This is a genomic window from Nocardia sp. CA-129566 (assembly GCF_050956075.1).
Lineage (GTDB): Bacteria > Actinomycetota > Actinomycetes > Mycobacteriales > Mycobacteriaceae > Nocardia.
In genome coordinates this window covers 5,343,493-5,361,530 of the sequence record NZ_CP192085.1, presented here as the reverse complement: position 1 = coordinate 5,361,530, position 18,038 = coordinate 5,343,493, and the positions used below count along the sequence as shown (strand labels likewise).

General features: G+C 64.3%; 22 protein-coding genes. 12 read left to right on the top strand and 10 right to left on the bottom strand.

Translation table 11 applies throughout. The features are described 5' to 3' along the window. Positions 1-763: 763 nt before the first annotated feature. The 9 genes from ACQP0C_RS23135 to ACQP0C_RS23095 all read right to left on the bottom strand — a co-directional run bounded on the left by ACQP0C_RS23135 (position 764) and on the right by ACQP0C_RS23095 (position 8,142). Positions 764-1,687, bottom strand: coding sequence for a VOC family protein (locus ACQP0C_RS23135; RefSeq protein WP_433722996.1), 924 nt, complete (start codon positions 1,685-1,687; stop codon positions 764-766). Positions 1,688-1,690: 3 nt separating this feature from the next. Then, positions 1,691-2,551, bottom strand: coding sequence for a fumarylacetoacetate hydrolase family protein (locus ACQP0C_RS23130; RefSeq protein ID WP_433722994.1), 861 nt, complete (start codon positions 2,549-2,551; stop codon positions 1,691-1,693). Position 2,552: 1 nt separating this feature from the next. Next, the gene (locus ACQP0C_RS23125; RefSeq protein WP_433722992.1) at positions 2,553-4,193 is read right to left on the bottom strand and encodes a bifunctional 3-(3-hydroxy-phenyl)propionate/3-hydroxycinnamic acid hydroxylase; all 1,641 of its coding nucleotides are present in this window, start codon (positions 4,191-4,193) and stop codon (positions 2,553-2,555) included. Positions 4,194-4,223: 30 nt separating this feature from the next. Then, positions 4,224-4,685, bottom strand: coding sequence for an anthrone oxygenase family protein (locus ACQP0C_RS23120; RefSeq protein WP_433722990.1), 462 nt, complete (start codon positions 4,683-4,685; stop codon positions 4,224-4,226). A gap of 2 nt (positions 4,686-4,687) precedes the next feature. Continuing rightward, positions 4,688-4,852, bottom strand: coding sequence for a hypothetical protein (locus ACQP0C_RS23115; RefSeq protein WP_433722988.1), 165 nt, complete (start codon positions 4,850-4,852; stop codon positions 4,688-4,690). Between the two features lie 90 nt (positions 4,853-4,942). Beyond that, entirely contained in the window at positions 4,943-5,500 is a 558-nt protein-coding gene (locus tag ACQP0C_RS23110; RefSeq protein ID WP_433722986.1) for a hypothetical protein, read from the bottom strand. A gap of 4 nt (positions 5,501-5,504) precedes the next feature. Continuing rightward, positions 5,505-6,242: a hypothetical protein gene (locus ACQP0C_RS23105; RefSeq protein WP_433722984.1), complete on the bottom strand. Its 738-nt coding sequence runs from the start codon at positions 6,240-6,242 to the stop codon at positions 5,505-5,507. A gap of 241 nt (positions 6,243-6,483) precedes the next feature. Next, on the bottom strand, positions 6,484-7,032 hold the full coding sequence (locus tag ACQP0C_RS23100; RefSeq protein WP_433722982.1) for a pyridoxamine 5'-phosphate oxidase family protein: 549 nt from the start codon (positions 7,030-7,032) through the stop codon (positions 6,484-6,486). A 276-nt stretch (positions 7,033-7,308) separates the two neighbouring features. After that, on the bottom strand, positions 7,309-8,142 hold the full coding sequence (locus tag ACQP0C_RS23095; RefSeq protein ID WP_433722980.1) for an IclR family transcriptional regulator: 834 nt from the start codon (positions 8,140-8,142) through the stop codon (positions 7,309-7,311). A gap of 193 nt (positions 8,143-8,335) precedes the next feature. On the opposite strand from ACQP0C_RS23095, the gene ACQP0C_RS23090 reads away from it, so the two are divergent. The 12 genes from ACQP0C_RS23090 (at position 8,336) to ACQP0C_RS23035 (ending at position 17,740) form a co-directional block, all read left to right on the top strand. Then, a complete protein-coding gene (locus tag ACQP0C_RS23090; RefSeq protein ID WP_433722978.1) occupies positions 8,336-8,605 on the top strand; it encodes a nickel-binding protein in 270 nt (89 codons plus the stop codon). Next, entirely contained in the window at positions 8,602-9,615 is a 1,014-nt protein-coding gene (locus ACQP0C_RS23085; protein WP_433722976.1) for a TAXI family TRAP transporter solute-binding subunit, read from the top strand. The genes ACQP0C_RS23090 and ACQP0C_RS23085 overlap by 4 nt, the downstream gene beginning before the upstream one ends. Positions 9,616-9,617: 2 nt before the next feature. Further along, entirely contained in the window at positions 9,618-10,607 is a 990-nt protein-coding gene (locus ACQP0C_RS23080; protein ID WP_433722974.1) for an NAD(P)/FAD-dependent oxidoreductase, read from the top strand. 65 nt (positions 10,608-10,672) lie between these two features. Then, positions 10,673-11,005, top strand: coding sequence for an indolepyruvate ferredoxin oxidoreductase subunit alpha (locus ACQP0C_RS23075; protein WP_433722972.1), 333 nt, complete (start codon positions 10,673-10,675; stop codon positions 11,003-11,005). Between the two features lie 6 nt (positions 11,006-11,011). After that, positions 11,012-12,193 (top strand): FAD-dependent monooxygenase, encoded by a 1,182-nt coding sequence (locus ACQP0C_RS23070; protein WP_433722970.1) that lies wholly within the window; start codon positions 11,012-11,014, stop codon positions 12,191-12,193. A gap of 8 nt (positions 12,194-12,201) precedes the next feature. Next, positions 12,202-12,900, top strand: coding sequence for a class II aldolase/adducin family protein (locus tag ACQP0C_RS23065; RefSeq protein ID WP_433722968.1), 699 nt, complete (start codon positions 12,202-12,204; stop codon positions 12,898-12,900). After that, a complete protein-coding gene (locus ACQP0C_RS23060; protein ID WP_433722966.1) occupies positions 12,890-13,567 on the top strand; it encodes a maleylpyruvate isomerase family mycothiol-dependent enzyme in 678 nt (225 codons plus the stop codon). The genes ACQP0C_RS23065 and ACQP0C_RS23060 overlap by 11 nt, the downstream gene beginning before the upstream one ends. Before the next feature lie 18 nt (positions 13,568-13,585). After that, positions 13,586-14,242, top strand: a complete 657-nt coding sequence (locus tag ACQP0C_RS23055; RefSeq protein ID WP_433722965.1) for an MBL fold metallo-hydrolase — start codon at positions 13,586-13,588, stop codon at positions 14,240-14,242. A 20-nt stretch (positions 14,243-14,262) separates the two neighbouring features. Continuing rightward, a complete protein-coding gene (locus ACQP0C_RS23050) occupies positions 14,263-15,351 on the top strand; it encodes a cupin domain-containing protein (RefSeq protein WP_433722963.1) in 1,089 nt (362 codons plus the stop codon). Positions 15,352-15,355: 4 nt separating this feature from the next. Then, entirely contained in the window at positions 15,356-16,192 is an 837-nt protein-coding gene (locus ACQP0C_RS23045; protein WP_433722961.1) for a fumarylacetoacetate hydrolase family protein, read from the top strand. A 13-nt stretch (positions 16,193-16,205) separates the two neighbouring features. Then, complete coding sequence (locus ACQP0C_RS23040) at positions 16,206-16,925, top strand: maleylpyruvate isomerase family mycothiol-dependent enzyme (protein ID WP_433722959.1); 720 nt, start codon at positions 16,206-16,208, stop codon at positions 16,923-16,925. Between the two features lie 437 nt (positions 16,926-17,362). Then, complete coding sequence (locus ACQP0C_RS23035; protein ID WP_433722957.1) at positions 17,363-17,740, top strand: PPOX class F420-dependent oxidoreductase; 378 nt, start codon at positions 17,363-17,365, stop codon at positions 17,738-17,740. 1 nt (position 17,741) lies between these two features. On the opposite strand, the gene ACQP0C_RS23030 is transcribed toward ACQP0C_RS23035, so the two are convergent. After that, positions 17,742-18,005: a helix-turn-helix transcriptional regulator gene (locus ACQP0C_RS23030; RefSeq protein WP_433722955.1), complete on the bottom strand. Its 264-nt coding sequence runs from the start codon at positions 18,003-18,005 to the stop codon at positions 17,742-17,744. Positions 18,006-18,038 lie beyond the last annotated feature (33 nt).

The window sequence follows — 18,038 nt, the reverse complement described above, 5'->3', positions numbered from 1 at the left end:
GTGGTCGATGAACGGAGCCTATCCGGAGATGCGATTGCATCGTCCACGCGACTGCGGTCGTGTGTGGTTGCTTCTCTGATGCAACAAACAACTTCAGGTCGATCGTTGAGTACGTAACAGCTTGGGGCGCACCAGCTTCAGAGCGGACCGAAGGCCCCGACGAGCGCGCGGTCAGGTATGCGCGGTGGGATCTGCCGTTCTGGCCCGGCCTGCAGATCGAATGGATGGAGATTCCGCGTCACCCCAGTCTGTTCAGGAACCTTCTTCGCCACCCCGACTGCCCAAGGCCGCGGTTCGCATCTGTTGCCGACCTGAGGCCTTGGTCATGCACCTGGAGCGAGTTCAACGATGGAACCCTGGGCCCGACCGAGCTCGTAGACGGATTCGGCGGGATCGGGGACGTAGGCGCTTTCAAAGGAATCGACCCGACTCCGGGCGCAGTTGTGTCTACTGGGCGCACTTCGATTGGAGTCTGTTGCAGAAGGTCGAACCAGCTCCCGACACCTACGTTCGGAAACTCTGAGGCGCCGCCGAGTTCACCCGATGGCCGGCCGAACCGAACACACTCAACTCGGCAATTGCGGACGTCGTCGGTAGCCTGGATCTCGTCTTCGGTCATCTCAGTCCGCGTTCAGGGCGTGAGATCGGCTTGTCCGAATGTTTCATGGATGCCTGAATTTCGGCTCAACTTGTTTGTTCGGTGGAGGTGGACACGAGTCCCGGGGTTTGTGACCGGTGGGGCCTGTCATCGTTGTTCGCGCACTCAGGGGGCTTTGTGGGCTCCGGTCATGAGTGCGGCCAGATCTTCCGGGTGCAGGAAGGAAGGTGGGGGCGGCGGACCCCAATTGAACAAACCCTTTGCGCCTTCCAGGGTTTCGGGGCTCCACAGTTGGTCGTCGACGATGCAGTCCATATCGGAGTAGTACTCGCTGAAATTGCCTGCGGGATCTTTGAGGTACCAAAAGAAATTGGAGCCTGCGTGGTGACGGCCCAGGCCCCACACGTGGCGTTCCGGGTTGTCCTCGAGCATCGTGAAAGCTCCCCGTCCGACCTCGTCGATGTCGTCCACCTGCCAGGAGGTGTGGTGCAGAAAGCAGACCGGGGCGGCCAGGACCAGGACATTGTGATGGTCGGTGGAGCAACGAAGGAACGCGCCGTGGTCCTTGATGTAGTCGCTCGCCTTGAAACCGAGTCCCTCGACGAAGAATCGCATGGTGGTTTCCAGGTCGGTGGTGCCCAGGACGGCATGCCCTAGTTTGCGGGGCCGGACCCGGTCGGTGCGATCGATGAAAGCGGCTCGTTTTCCTGTTCTCTCGACACGGCCTGGGCCGTTGTAGGGAGTGGGAGGTGTATGAGACTGGATGATGCGCGCAGTAGCACTCATATTGATCTGCGAACCGGTGATCGGTTCGGTCGCGCGAAGTGCGTTGGGGCGCAAGTGCACCGGTATGCCCAGGCGTCCCAGGCGGGCGGCGGTGACGTCGAGGTCGTCGGCATCGTCGGCGGCGATGCCGAGCTCGACCAAGCGGCGATGGGCCGAGTGGACGATCTCGAGCTGATCGCCGCCGTCTTGGGTCGCGAACCAGCCGTCACCGCGGGGCGTCAGCCCGAAATCGGTGTAGTAGGCCATGGTTTCGGTCGGATTGGGGACACCGATGGTGACGTGGGAAAGTCCGTGCAGTGCCATGGCCTACTCCTCCGACTCGGCCACGAAGGTCTGGTGCAGTTCACCGATGCCCTCGATCCAGCTGTCCAGGCGTTCGCCGGGCTGAATGAACCGCTTGGGATCGCGGCCGAGGCCGACGCCGGCCGGGGTGCCGGTGAAGATGATGTCGCCCGGGTAGAGGGTGGTGGTGTGCGACAGCGTGGAGATGAGCTTGGGCACAGAGAAGATCAGTTCGCGGGTGCGGCTCTTCTGCATCTGCTCGCCGTCGAGGGTGCAGCCCAGTTCGAGGTCGTCACGATTGTCGAGCTCATCGGTGGTTACCAGCCAAGGACCCATCGGCGCGAAACCTGGGAACGACTTGCCGAGGCTGAATTGTGGTGCGGGACCGGCCAACTGGGAGGAACGTTCAGAGATGTCCTGCCCGGCGGTCAGCCCGGCGACGTAATCCCAGGCGTCGGCCTCGCTGACCTTGGCCGCGGTGCGGCCGATGATCGCCACCAACTCCACTTCCCAGTCGACGGCGCCGCCGGTCGGAATCACGACCTCGGTGTCGGGGCCGCTGAAGCTACTGACGAACTTGGTGAAGACCGGCGGGATCTGGGTCGGGGATTCGAAACCGGACTCCGCGGCGTGCGCGCTGTAGTTCAGGCCGATCGCGAAAGTTTGGCGGGGTGTGGGGGACGGAGCGCCGAGCGCGCGCCGATCGATCTCGACGCCGTCGGTGTCCGCATGTTCCGCTGCATCGGCCCAGGCCCGGAACGCATCCCAGCTCTCGTAGATCGGGGACAGTCCGGGTCCGAATCGGCCTTCGCTCGCGGTCGCGATATCGATGGCCCGCTGTCGGTGAACGAGAACTGCCCGGCCGCCGAGGTTTGCGATACGCATGTCACTTGCTCCTTGTCTGTATGGCCAGATCGGCCGATGGATGAAACTGTGCCCGGAGGTGCCGGGAGTATTGGGAGATGAGGCCGTCGACGGCTTGTGTGTCGTGCACGGCGCCGAAGATGTAGTGATCGGCGCGTACCAATGCCGCGGTCGCACCGAATTGCGCAAACCAGGAATGCCATTCGTCATCGGCGTCGATCAGTGTGGCGGCCGTGGCGATCGGCGGGACCGCGTTCGATGCGAGTGCCAACGGCGCGAGGACGATCAACCGAACCCCGAGCGCGGTGAGTTCGGCGCAGGCTTGCTCGCCGAGCATTTCGGGAAGTTGTGTGTCAATGGTGAGCAACATGGCGGCGTTCGCGCCGACCAGGTCGTCGAGAAGGGCTGTCCTACCGTCGAGTTCGGCACGGAACTGGGGCGACAAGGTGCCACGCAGTTCGGGGAGGTCGATTCCCGTCGCAATGACGCCGGGCCCGAGTACCGGCTGAGCTGAAATCGGAAGCACCACAGCAGGATCGGCATTGCCCGAGATCATCCGAGCATCGCGCTGCGCGGCGGCTTCTTCGTCGAGCACGCAGATGACCTTGCCCAGCTCGACCGACATGGCGATCGCGTGCTGGATGTGGGTGAGTCGCTCGCTGGTGTAGGTGTCCAGCAGCGCTGGATCCGATTGCCCGCGCAGAACTCGATCAAGTTTCCAGCTCAGGTTGGCCGCGTCACGGATGCCCGAGCACATACCCTGACCGGCGAACGGCGGCATATTGTGCGCCGCATCGCCGACGAGGAAGAGCCGGCCTTCGTTCCACTGGTCGGCCCATCGCGCCTGAAAGGTGTAGACCGCATGCCGTTCCAGGACAGTGTTCTCGGGGGTGCGGCCCCACGGCTCCATCAATCGCCACGCGGTGTCGCTGCGGTTGAGGTCGTCGAGCGATTCACCCGGTAGCCGCATGAACTCCCACCGGCGCCGCCCCGGACCGCCGGAGACGATCGTGGTCGGCCGGACGGGATCGCAGAGCTGCCAGTTCTGCGGCGACCACACCAGATCGTCCTGTGGAATGGTATCCACGATCAGCCAGTCGAAGTAGAACCCCAGATCCTGCATCGATGTCGACATCTGTTCGCGGACAAAACTATTGGCTCCGTCCGCGCCGATCGCATACCGAGCGTGGGTCTGTGCGGTGGCACCGTCCGCACCGGTGTGGGTGAGCACCACATCCTGGTCGGGTTCGGCGACGAGCCGGATCACCTCGCGGCCGCGCCGCACCGTTACCTGCGGCATGGCGGCGACCGCGTCGCCGAGCACCTGCTCGAGTTCGGGCTGGGAGAAGAAGTTCGCTACCGGCCACCCGGATGGGCCCAGCCCGGACCAGTCGATCCGAACCAGCGAATCGCCGTTGCGGTTGCGCCATTCGTAGTGGTCGGGAACCGGGGCCGAAATGGCCTCGATCTCGCCGCGCAGGCCTATGGCCTGGAACACCCGCCCAATTTCATGGTCGAAATGCACCGCACGTGGCAGCGGGTACAGCGCGGGCCAGCGCTCCAGCACGATCACCGAATGACCTGCCAGGCCCAGCATGCGCGCGACCGCCAGCCCGACCGGACCGGCACCGACCACCGCTACGTCGTATATCGGCTCCTGCACGAAAACTCCCTTATCCGAAACACTTTGAGATCACAGCGCCGCGATTACCGCGGCAATGAGGAAGATGAGCGCCACGACCGCGACGCCGGTACGGGCGAAATGGAAACGCCGCCAGAACGCGCGGAGCCCCTCGACGCCCTCGGGTGGTGTGCCCTCGGCGAGCCGGCGGAACTTCGAGTTGATCGGTTCGCCGAACAGGATCGAACCGATCATGATCACCGCCAGGCAGAACAGGCCGAGCCAGCCGAACAGTCGCGAGCTACCCGATGACTGGGTGGAGAACAGCACTGCGCCGAGCCCGGAGAGCGACACGAAGATGGGCATCATCGGATCGACGTGTTTCAATGTGCGCCGGAAGTCGGTCGCGTACTCGGCCACCGACATCCGGTTCCACACCGCGAGCCGGTCGACGGCGATGACCCAGATTCCGCCGGTGGCGAGCCCACCGAACAGCAGCATCAACATCGCGCCCGCGTGCCCGAGATTCGACATGATCAGTCCTCGTTTCCGGTGTGGTCGCTGTCCACGGCGACGTATTGGAAATCGGTGTATTCGCTGAACTGCGCCTCGCTGAGGCCTTTTCGGCGGACCAGGAAGCCGAAGGCGCAGCTGCCGGGTTCTCGTGGCTTTCCGTAAACGGTCAGAATTTCCTTGAACAAGTGTCGAATCACTTTCTGTGGCAGGCGATTTTGTCGCGTGCTCGAACCGCTCCGCATTCGATGAGTGCGGAGCAGGAATGGATCGGATGCTTATCCCGCGACGGGAACGGCTGCGGAGACGAGTCCGGACCAGCCGAGAATGTCGAGGTCGATCGGTTCGGCTACGGTGCCGCAGGTGCCGCAGGTGCGGGCGTCGAGGTCGGCGCTGAAGCGGGCGCAGGCGGTCGCGTAGATGGGTGCGGCTTCGGAGTCATTGTCGTGTTCCCATTCCAGGCGGTGTAGTTCCTCGCCGCATGTGTGGCAGAACCAGGCCGCGGCGACGAGTCCCGCTTCGAGTGCGACATAGCGCAGCATGACGCCCTCTTCGATGGGCTCGATACGGTGCGGGGTCCCTGCTGGGACGTAGACGTTGTCGCCTACCTGAGCAATGAAGTAGTTGACATTGCTGTTGCGCATACTGATTCGAGACGAGCCCGACATCTGGACGATGATGGTGTCCCTGGCGAAGATCTGATAGAACGGCTGGTCGACCCAGTTCCTCGAGAGCACCAGTTGGGGGTCGACGTCGATCGGCAGGACCGCGAGATCGGCGTAATTGCCAACTGTGGCACCGGTTTTGAAGGCTGACAGCATACGTCGGCGCGACATGTGATTATCCCTCTTCCTTCGCGGTTTTGCGCAGTGCGTGGTAGGCGGCATTGGCGACCCGGGTTTGTTCGACCACTCGGCCCCAGCCCCACGGGGCGGCCGGGAATTCAGTGTTCACGTGCCCGCAATTGCCGCAGGTGCGACCGGCATCGGAGTTGCGGATCGCGGCGAATTCGTGGGATCCGACCATGGTGGAGAACTGCCGATAGACATCGTCGGCCTTGCCGAATCGGGTCGGATCGAAGTCCGGTGCGCCTTCGGGGCCGGCATCGTATTCGTGTCGAAGCATCTCCTTCTTGCAGCTCTGGCACTTGGCGACCATGGCTTCCTGCTGCCCGGCCTCCTCTGACTGCAGCTGGGTGACCGTTACCAGCACGAACGCTTCGGGGTTCTCCTGGTCACGCAGAAAGGAATTCACGCCGTGGAACTTCTGCAGTGCCATGATCTGGCCGGTCTGCAGCATCGCGTCGTTCGCGCCGAAGATCACCGTCACCTCCGACACCGAGTTGGCGTGGAAGAAGTGGCCATGATCCTTGCCCGGTTCCCCGTACATGAGCGCGCCGCACGGCACCATCGCGCCCGCATCGTCGTACGGGAAGATCGGGACCAGTTCGGCGCCGGCTTTGGCCATCCGCTCGTACACGCTGACCTTCAACGGTTCTCGCATGCCCGTAGGCGGCGGGATTCGCTTTCCGGCGGTCATCTCGGGGATGGCTGCAGCGGCTTCGATGGCTTGGCTCACATCATTCTCCTTCGAACTGTGCCTCATGCCTGCCGCGATCCAGGGGATAGGGCCGGCGAGCACGCATGGGCGGGCCGGACGCGAGGTGGCGACTCCAGGTACGGGGCAGGGCCTCGATGGCGTTCGGGCCTGTCCTGCCGATCTGTCGCATCATGCGGAACAGTGACCCGCGTCACGGGACAACAGTAGCAACTGGCGCTATCGTCGGCAAGCGACCGTCAATGCTTGCCGTAGTGCTCCGTCAGCCCCGACTCTTATATGGCTCGAGCGCGGCGACGTGCTTACCGTCGGCGTCGAACCTGACCAACGTGCGCCACTGGATGCGCACGCGATTGTCGTTCCACAGTGCCTCGACCGGATCGATTCGGAAGAAGACCTGACTGCCGCCGCCACCTGTTCGCTTGAAGCTCTGGTAGATATCAGCGTCTTTGAGCCACTCGAACTGCTCATGGCTGACCTGGATCGCGCGGTCGATCTCGGCGGGTTCGGTCACCCGAGTGGCGATTCCATTGACTTGGATCGCACGGAGTGCGGCCCGCCCTGCGAAGCCGTCTGCTGGAAGGTGATCGAGTGTGTAGCTGACTCGGTTGTCGGCCAAGAGGGCGGCGTACTTCCGTGTGTAGGTGAAGGTGTGCACGTAGGTGGTCAGCCCGTCGGAGGCGAAGTGCATGGTCGCGGCCAGCGGAGCGCCGTCCGGGGTGACGACGGCGAGCGCTCCGATCTCCTCGATCCGCAACAGTTCGACGATCTCTTGCTCGACTTCGGCGGGTGTGGGTTCGTTCAGTGTCATGAGCCGAATTCCTCTGTGTCACTTGGATGTAGAGGCGATAGTCCCGATGGGGATGAGGGGTGGATACGACACACCGCTACCTCACCGGAGGTTATGTAGCGCGATACGGAACAGTTGTCCGCATCACGAACCGTAGGTTAGCAAGGGGTGAGCCCGAGAGGGGCGAATTGAGAACAATCGAAATCCGCGTGACCGTGAGACGAGTTCGGTGACCTCCGCATGAGCCTGATGGTTCGCGAAGGTCACCGAAAGTGGTTGGTCGTGCAGTGTTGTCGGCTACCCGATCCGGCCGCTGAGTTCGCTCGCGATTCGAACGGTGGCGGCCGCGGTCGCAGCCACCCACTCCTGGTCGACGCGCGAGCGGGGTGCTGTCACCGCGATCGATGCGCGTGCCCGCCCGGCGCGGTCGCGCACGACGGCGCCGACCGCGCTGACATCGGTTTCGCTCTCGGCGTTATTGATCGCATAGCCCCGGTCGCGTGTTTCGGCCAGTTGGGTGATCAGGGCGGCTCGGCTGTTGAGTGCGGTATCGGTCGGCGCCTCGAGTTCCTCGTTCGGATACAGCGCCAGCAGATCGTCCTCGTCGAGTTCGGCCAGCAGTGCTTTGCCGCTGGCGGTTGCATGGGCGGGCAGTGTCCAGCCGATACGGCTGCCGGTGCGCACGATCTGCTGGCTTTCGATGCTGTCGAGGAACAGCACCTCGGGTCCGCGCAGGATTGCCAGATGGACCGTCTCGTTGGTCTCGGTCCACAGCTTGGTCAGCGCGCTGCGGGCGATCACCCGGATGTCCATGTTCTGTACGACGGCCAGTCCGATGTCGACCAGGGCCGGTCCTGGCTGATAGGCCCGGGAGAACTCGTCCTGTTCGACGAACTGGTGGTAGCTCAACGTGGAGAGCATTCGGTGCACGGTCGAGCGGGACAAACCCATTTCGCGGCTGACCTCGTTGACCCGAAGCTGTTTGCTGTTCTCGAACAGCCGCAGCAGGCGCAGTACGTTGTCGACCGCTCCGATCAGGCCGGCGGGTCGCTCGTCGGATTCCTCATCCGAACTGTCCACTCGCGCAGGCTTGGTGGTGCTGCCCAGCTGATCGAGGCGATTGGCATTCATGAGTTCACGGTATCCCACGGCGGTGCGATTCCCGCTGGTCGCGCCATTCGCCACCTGGGCAATGTGCGCCAAAGTATTCCATGATGGGGAACATGGGCCCTTATAGCGGAACTAGAATTCTTGCGACGTGATCCACAACATGTCATCATGAGGCACAGTGTTCCATATCATGACACCAATGTCAGGAGACGATATGCCTCTCTTTCTGAGCCTTCATCAGGCGCCCGGACTGTCCGCCGAGGAAGTCGCGGGCTTCGGGCCCGAGGTAGCCAAGGGTGTGCACGCGACGTTCAAGCGGCTGGAAGCCAATACCGATGCGGGGTTCATCGTGACCCTGTACGAGGCGGGCGACGCAGCGTCGGTCGAGAAGGAGTTCGAGCGGGTCGGATTCCCGTTCGACTCCATTACCGAGGTCGACCTGACACTCGATGAGGCGGGTCTGAGCGCGCTGGTCGCGGAATGACAGCGGGAGTGCGGGCGACGGCCGAACCTCGGATCGAGCGGGACATCACGCTGCAGTTCCGGGCCGACTGGGGCCAGGCGAATATGACGCGCATCTGCGGGTGGCTGGCCCAGGAGATCGGCGACAGGTCCGGTGTCGGTTCACGTTTCGCCACCTGGGCGGGACGCGGCGGCCGTGATCAGACCGATGCTCTGCTCGCGGGCGAGGTCGACATCACCGTCATGACCCCGGCTGCGGCTGTCCGGCTCGTCTTCGACGGATCGGGACCGATCGGGGTCGGCCCGCAGCCGAGCTTACGGGCGCTGGGCTCGATCGCTCACCGTGACCGCCTGGTCATCGCGGTCGATGCGAGCCTGCCGGTGCATACGGTGGCCGACCTCGCGAAGGTGGCCGACCAGCTGGTTATCGCGACCTGCGCGGAAGACGGGATCAACACCATCGGTATGGCCGCCCATCACGGATTGCGGCTGGCCGGGGCGGACCCGGAAATGCTGGTGGCCAATGGTGCCCGTTTCATGTACTGGGAGCGGCCGTTCCCCGCACTCCACGCCTTCACCACCGGCCAGGCCAATGTGCTGATCAACGAAGCGATCATGATGCCGGTGTGGCAGCAGATCGCCGACCGGCGGCCGGTGCGCTACTTGGACTGGGGAGACGACGTCATCGACGGCTTCGCCGAACTCGGCTGGGGCGCCGCGACTGTCGACGCCGGATACCTTCCCGGTCTTGAAAGTGATCTGCGCACACTGGATTTCGCCGACCTGGTGGTGCTGTGCCGCGCCGACCTGCCCGACGACATCGCCTACCTGGCGACCTGGTGCATGGTCCAGCAGCGCAAGGCCCTCGAGGCCCAGTACATCCATATGGACCCCGATCACACACCGGTCGGCTACCCCCTGGATCCGGCCACGATGGCGAAGACCCCGGTCCCGCTACATCCGGCCGCTCAGCGGGCGTACGCCGATCTGGCGCAAGCCAAGCCCGCCACCGACGGGTTGATCTGGAGCTGACCATGATCGAAACAGATCTGCTGATCACCGGAGCCGGCCCGGCGGGGCTGTTCGCCTGCTACTACGCGGGCCTGCGCGGACTACACGTCACCCTCGTTGACAGTCTCCCGCACCTGGGCGGGCAGACCGCCGCGCTGTATCCGGAGAAGAACATCTACGACGTCGCGGGTTTCCCGGCGATCCGCGGCCGAGAGCTCATCGATCGACTGACCGAGCAGGCGTCGACCGCCGACACGACCATTCTGCTGAATCAAGAGGCCACTACCCTCGAGGACCAGCCTGACGGTTCGCTGATCATGACCACTGCGACCGGCACCCGCATCCATGCCGGCGCGGTACTGGTCACTGCGGGTATCGGCCGCTTCAGCCCGCGGCCGCTGCCGGCGTTGGACGGATTCACCGGGCACGGCGTCGAATACGTCGTCGGTTCGCCCGAGCTCTACGCAAACGATCACGTGATCGTCGTCGGCGGTGGAGACAGTGCGGTGGACTGGGCGAATTCTCTTGTCTCGCATGCCCGCTCGGTCACCGTCGTCCATCGGCGCAACCGCTTCCGGGCGCATGAAAGCGCGCTGGCCCAGCTGTCTGCCACCTCGGCGCGGATGATCATCAACAGTGAGATCGCCCAGGTACATGGCAACGGCTTCCTGCGTGCGGTGACGGTGCGCGATTGCGTCGACGACACCACCGAGCAACTCGACGCCACCGTCCTCATTCCTGCGCTCGGTCATATCGCTGCGCTCGGCCCACTGACCCAGTGGGGGCTGCGGATGACCGACAAACAGATCGAAGTCGATACCACCATGGCCACCAGCCGATCTCGCGTTTTCGCCGCCGGCGACATCACCACCTACCCCGGCAAAGTGCAACTGATCGCGGTCGGATTCGGCGAGGCGGCCACGGCCGTCAACAACATCGCGGTGACTCTGCGGCCCGGAGAAGCCCTGTTCCCGGGCCACTCCACCGAAATGCCACCCCAGCATGTGGCCTGAAAACGCCGCCCCAGCTGGCTGATACGCGAACCCGGCCCCGGCCAGCGGCCTGAGAGGAGCCTGACATGGCGTATGTCATCAACGACGCCTGCATCAACGAACTCGACGGTTCTTGCGTCGACATGTGTCCGGTGGATTGCATCTACGAGGGTCTCACCAAGCGATACATCAACCCGAACGAATGCATCGACTGCGGCAACTGCCTGTCCGAATGCCCGGTGTCGGCGATCCAGAGCCCCAAGGACATCACCGACCCGACCTGGCGGCAGGACAATGCTGCGTTCTTCGCATTACCGCTACCCGGTCGCGAAGAAGCCCTCGGCGACCCCGGCGGCGCGGTCGGACTCGGCGCGGTCGGTGTGGACACCCCGCTCGCGGCCTCATGGATCAAGGAGTAGTAAGTCATGCGTGTTCCCTTTCTGATCATCGGCGGCGGCATCGGTGGTATGACCACCGCGCTGGCCCTGGCACAGGCGGGCTTCGCTGTGCACATCGTTGAACAGGCTCCGGAGTTCGGTGAAATCGGTGCCGGTATCCAATTGGCGCCCAACGCGATTCGGATCCTCGACCAGCTCGGGCTGGCCGGTGCGATCGAGCGGATCGCGGTCCGGCCGAAAAACCTGGTCTTCCTCGACATCGACTCCGGTGAGCAGCTGGCCACTGTCGATCTCGCGGACCGGTTCGTCGCCCGCTACGGACGGTCCTACTCGGTGCTGCACCGTGGCGATCTACTCGACGCGCTGCTCGACGCCTGCCGCGAGCAGGCGAACGTCACCCTCGAGACCGACAAAACGGTCACCGGGATCGCCAACCGCGAGAACAACACGGTGGTGGTCGATTTCGCGGACAGCACCGAGTATGTGTGCGACGCGGTTGTCGGCGCGGACGGCCTGTGGTCCAAAACCCGCACGTTGCTGTCCGACGATGCCCCCATCTGCTCGGCCTACGTCGCCTACCGCGGTGCGCTCCCGATGAGCGAGGTCAGTGCGCCCGTCGAGAACGACGACGAAATCGTCTGGATCGGACCGAACAAGCACCTCGTGCAGTACCCGATCCGGGGCGGCGACCTGTACAACCAGGTCGCGGTATTCCGCAGCGACCATTTCGATCCCGCCATCGCCGGGACCGAGGAGTGGGGCACCCCCGACGAACTCGACGAGCACTTCGGTACCGCCTGTGGGCAGGTACGCGGGTCCATTTCCCAGTTCAAACGCGAGAAGCGCTGGCCGATGTACGACCGTGCGCCACTGGCCAACTGGACCGTCGGGCGGGTCACCTTGCTCGGCGACGCCGCGCATCCGATGCTGCAATACCTGGCCCAGGGCGCGTGCCAGGCCATCGAGGACGCCGAGTGCCTGGCCCGGTTCATGGCCGAGCACAGCGGTGACGTCGACGAAGCCTTCGCGGCGTATCAGGCCGAGCGTATTCCGCGCACCGCCCAGATCCAGTCGGTCGCCCGCATGTGGGGCGAGATCTGGCATACCGAAGACCCCATCGTCCGAGAACTGCGCAACAGGGTCTTCGCCCGCGACACCACCGAGCACTACGTCGACCTGGACTGGCTATACCAGGTCCGCGTCGGATAGGAGAACTGATGAACGACGCGGTGCGCGAAGTAGTGCAAGCCAGTGGTGCGCTTGCGTTCGCGGGCCTCAGTGACATGGTGTGGGGCCACGCCTCGGTCCGCGACCCTGAAGGTAAGGGCGTGTGGATCAAGGCATCCAGTTGGGGATTCGAGGAAATCGACACCGACAAGGTCCACCTCGTCTCGCCCGACGGTGCGGTGCTGACGGGGGAGGGGAAACGACACCTCGAATTTCCCATCCATACCGAGATCATGGCGCGGCGCACGGATGTGGGATGTGTCGTGCACACCCACGCACCCGCACTCGCCGCCTTCGCCTCGATGGACGCCGAGCTGCAACCGATTTCGCACGACGCGGTGCCGTTCACCTATCCGCAGCTACCCCGCTTCACCGAAACCGGCGCTCTCATCGCGACCCCGGACCTGGGCCGCTCACTCGCCGAGACACTCGGTGACGCACACGGCATCTTGATGCCCAACCACGGTGCGGTGACGGTCGGACCTGACGCCGCAAGCGCTGTCATGTACGCGGTGCTGCTCGAACGTGCCTGCCGCACACAACTTCTCGCACTGGCTGCGGGTGGATCGAAGGTATGGTCGGATGAGCAGGAGACACGCTTCAAACGTGATCAGATCTGGAACCCGGGACAGCTGGGCGCCGGCTGGGAGTACCTCGTCAGACGCGCAGCGCGGGCCGATGTCCACTGATCGGCTCATCGATTGGCTCGAGTCGGAGACCAAACGCCTGCTCGAGACCATCGACAAGTACTGGGAATCGGACTTCAACGAGCAATCGGCTCTGCCCGGGTGGACCACCGGGGCATTGGTCACCCATCTGGCGAACCACGCCGACAGCGTGAACAACCAGCTGACCGGCCGCGATTCGGGCCGACGATGGACCATCGACACCGGTGCGGACCGGCCCGGCGCGGTGCTGATCACCGACGCGTTCGACTCGGCGGCCCGGCTCGCAACGACGGTGTCCGGGCTGCGCGCCGCGGACTGGGGGCGCTTGATCCGCACTCCCACAGGGAAACTGGTCACCGCCTCCGGCTTGGTGTGGCTGCGGCTGCGCGAAGTCAGCGTCCACCACGTGGACCTGGGTGGTCGCTTCGAGGACCTGCCCACGGATCTGATCGACGCACTACTGGCCGACGCGGTACGAGCGGTGCGACACAGAGCTGACTGGCCCGCACTCGTGCTGCGACCGACCGGATCCGATAAGGCACTGCGCACCCGGCCCGGGAACTATCCGGGGCCCATCGAGATCACCGGAAGCCCAGCCGGACTGCTCGATTGGGTGACCGGCCGCAGTGCTGGGGGCCTACTCGAAACCCCGAACGGAAGCCTTCCGGCCCGCCCGTTCTGGATCTGACCCATGGAAACGAGAACAATGAAGATCACTCACTTCGGGCACGCATGCGTGCTCCTCGAGATCCCCGCGCCCGGCGCCGAGATCCGCCTCCTCATCGACCCCGGCACCTACGCCACCGGATTCGAAGAACTCCGTGGCCTGGCAGCGGTGCTGATCACCCACTCCCATCCCGACCACATCGACATCGACCGAGTGACGGCGCTGCTCGCGGCCAATCCGACCGCCGACGTCGTGGCCGATTCCGCCAGCGCCGCCCTGCTTTCGGGCCTCGACCGGACCGTCACCACGGTGCAGCCGGGCGACAAACTGTGGGTCGCCGATGTGCGGGTAGACGTAATCGGCGGCGCGCACGCGTGCATTCACGCCGCGCTGCCGAATGTCCTCAACAATGGCTACGTCATCGACGGATCGATTCTGCATCCCGGCGACGACCTCGAGACCTTCCCCGAAGGGCATGCGATCGATGTATTGCTCATCCCGGCCGGCGGACCGTGGATGAAGATCGGCGAAGCCGTCGATTTCCTGCGCCGCGTCGCGCCCCGCGTCGCGATCCCCGTACACCAGGCCGGACTCGCTCAGATTCATCAGCAACTGCACTACCAGCTGTTGCGCAATCTCGGTCCCGCTGGTTGCGAGCTCGTCGTTCTGGAACCGGGCACCGCGCACGCGGTCTGAACAAAACAAGGCGGATATAAATGAGCACCATCGAAAACGTCGACACCACGACCGCACCCGACCCGGCCCTGGAGCAGCTTTACCGGGACTTCACAGCCGAGCACCTGAACCCGCTCTGGACGCAGACCAACGACCTCATGCCGATGACGCCGGCGTCCAAGGCGATTCCCTTTGTCTGGAAGTGGTCCACGCTCTATCCGATCGCGCAGCGCGCCGGCGACCTCGTCCCGGTGGGACGAGGCGGGGAACGGCGAGCCATCGCTCTCGCCAATCCAGGTCTGGGCGGCGTACCGTACGTCACTCCGACGCTGTGGGCCGCTATTCAGTACCTGGGCCCGAAGGAAACCGCACCCGAGCATCGCCACGCGCAGAACGCTTTCCGATTCGTCGTGGCGGGAGAAGGCGTCTGGACGGTCGTCAACGGCGATCCGGTCGCGATGCGTCGCGGCGACTTCCTACTGACCCCGGGCTGGGCATTCCACGGCCACCACAATGAGACCGATCAGCCGATGGCATGGATCGATGGCCTCGACATTCCGTTCGTCAACTACACCGATACCGGGTTCTTCGAATTCGGTTCCGATGGAGTCACGGACGAGGCCACACCGGATATCTCACGCGCCGAACGACTCTGGGCGCACCCCGGGTTGCGCCCACTGGTCGGATTGGGTGACAAGACCAGCTCACCGATCGCCGCCTACCGGTGGGAGCACACCGACGCGGCACTGCGCGAACAGCTCGCTCTCGAGGACGAAGGCCACGCGGCCACCACCGAACCCGGACATGCCGCGGTGCGCTACACCAACCCGACCACCGGCGGCGATGTCATGCCGACCATTCGCGCCGAATTTCACCGCCTGCGCGCCGGCGCGCACACCCGACCGCGCCGTGACGTCGGCTCGTCGGTCTACCAGGTATTCGATGGCACCGGACGATTCCACCTGGGGGACAAGGTTTCCGAGATCGGAAAAGGCGACATGATCGCCGTCCCATCCTGGACCGAATGGTCGATCGACACCGACCACGGCCTGGACCTGTTCATGTTCTCCGACGCCCCGATCGTCGAACGCCTGCATTTCGACCGCACCCAGATTTCCGAAGGAGCCTGATCCGATGCGACTCGCCACAATACGCCTTGATTCGAACGCCGGTGCCACCGCCGCCGTCCGTGTGGAACGCGACGAATTCGCCACTGTCATCGAAGGTTTCGCTGATCTGTCCGAGCTGCTCGCGCAAGCCGATTGGCGGGCTATCGCCGAAGCGGCCGAGGGCGTCGCAGTTGTGCTCGGGGGCGTCGAATACGCCCCCGTGGTCCCCGAACCCAGCAAAGTCATCTGTGTCGGCCTCAACTACGCGACCCATATCAAGGAAATGGGGCGGGAACTGCCCGCCTACCCGACCTTGTTCGCCAAGTTCCGGGAAGCCCTGACCGGGCCGTACGACGACGTCATCGTCCCGACCTACGCCGCGGCGCAATGTGATTGGGAAGGTGAGCTCGCCGTCGTCATCGGCAAGACCGCCTACCAGGTGGATGAAGCCGACGCTGAGGCCTACATCGCCGGTTACTCGGTCATCAACGACTTCACGATGCGCGACTACCAAACCCGCACTCTGCAATGGGACCAGGGCAAGTCATTCGAGAAGACCGCCGGTTTCGGTCCTTTCCTCACCACCACGGACTCATATACCTTCGGAAGCAAGCTCGAGACCAAGCTCGAAGGCCGCACGGTGCAGACCACTACCACCGACGACCTGGTATTCAAGCCTGCCAAGTTGATCGAGTACATCTCCCACATCCTCACCCTGCAACCGGGTGACGTCATCTGCACCGGAACTCCCGGCGGTGTCGGCCACGCACGCAAGCCCGAGGTCTACATCCAGAACGGGGAAACGGTCGAGGTCACTATCGAAGGGCTGGGGACGGTCCGGAACAAGACGATCGTCAAATAGGAGTCTCGCGCTGATGGGATTCCACGATCTCGCTCGCACCGAACAGTCGCTTCTCGCCCGCCGCGGCACCGCCTATTTCGCGGAGCGGCTCGCCGCGCTCACCGATGACGAACTCGGGGAACCGACCCTGCTCAAAGGCTGGACCCGCCGCCACCTCATCGCGCATGTGAGCTACAACGCGGTCGCCCTCGGTAATCTGCTCGATTGGGCGGCAACGGGTATCGCAACACCCATGTATACCTCGCCGGAGCAACGTGGGCGGGACATCGAGGAGGGCGCCACGATGTCGCCCGCCGCCCTGCGGAACTTGTTCGACCACACAGTCGCGCGGCTCGACGAGAAATGGCGCAACCTCCCGGACGCGGCTTGGGACACGAAAGTCCGTACCGTGCAGGGGCGTTCGGTTCCGGTCGTGGAGACACTGTGGATGCGCTGCCGCGAGGTGTGGATTCACGCGGTGGACCTCGCCAACGGTGGTCGTTTCGATGTGTTCCCCGACGTGATCTCGAGCAGCCTGCTCGACGACGTCGTCAATGTCTGGCGCAATCGCGATGTCGGCGCGGGTCTGGCCTTACGGGTCGATGATCGGGCACCGGTCGCTGTTCTACCCGAGGTCTCGACCGGCACCACGATCACGGGATCGCTTGCCGCGGTCACTCGCTGGGTGACCGGCCGCGGAGCGATCGGCATCACCACGACGGGCCCGGCGGTTGCCGCGCCCAGCTGGCTCTGAGCGCGAAGGTGTCCAGTGGCAATCAGGTGCCAGAGGTCGATGCTCGGCGCGGTACCGATCAACGGGAGCGCGAGGAGTGTCGCCGGGATCGACAGCCAACCGCCGTCTGCCCACACGCCATAGCCGCGCCGGACACCGCGATCGAAGGCGCTGAAAACGTAGCTGACGTTGGGGACGAAAATCATGCCCACCGCGATCCAGGCCGCGATCCGGGCGGTCGCGGGCTTGCTCGCTGTGAACAGCAGAATCGTGGCGACCAGGGCGAACAGGACGCTGATGATCACAATGACATCGCTTCAGAAGATGACTCCCGAACTTCTTGCGGGGCCTATCGCGGCCCGCTCCATCGCATGTACCGCGGTACGTCATGACGCGTATTAGCGCGTTCGGTCCGCAGACGGATGTCGCGGCCAACGCCGCCGCCTACCGTTTTCGGTATGACCTGGAACGAGCTGAGTACGAGCACTTTCGCCCTGCTGACCACCTACAAAAAGGACGGCACGCCGGTCGGCACACCGGTGTGGGTGGCGCCGGACGGCGACCGGATCGTGGTGTGGACCAACCCGAAGACCTGGAAGGCCAAGCGGATTCGTCGCAATCCGGAGGTGGTCCTGCAGATATGCGACGGCCGCGGCCGCCCGAAGAGCGAGGAGAAGTTCGCGGGCAAGGCCGAGGTCCTGGATGCGGCGGGAACTCAGCGCGTGCGCGATCTGGTCTCCCGCAAGTACGGGTTCATCGGCACCGTTATGATCCGGCTGCACAAGCTGTTCAAGGGCGCGGACGGCTCCGTCGGGATCGCGATTACGCCCGAGTAGTTCAGGCCGATTTCGCGAGTCCGGTCGAACGCCAAGTGTCGGCGAGTTCCTGCAATGGAATCTCCAGGGCCGCGGCCAGCGACACGATCGTGCCGAATGCGGGTGTCGGCAGCCGTCCGGTTTCGATCTTGCGCAGCGTCTCGGGTGAGATGCCTGCCGCTCGGGCGATCTGGGCCGGGTCGCGATCGGCGCGCGCGGCCCGCAGTCGGGCGCCGAGGCGGCGACCGGCCTCGACCTGGGCGGGTGTCAGCGGAAGTCGGACCATGCGACCACACTATGGGTGGTATTTAAATACCGC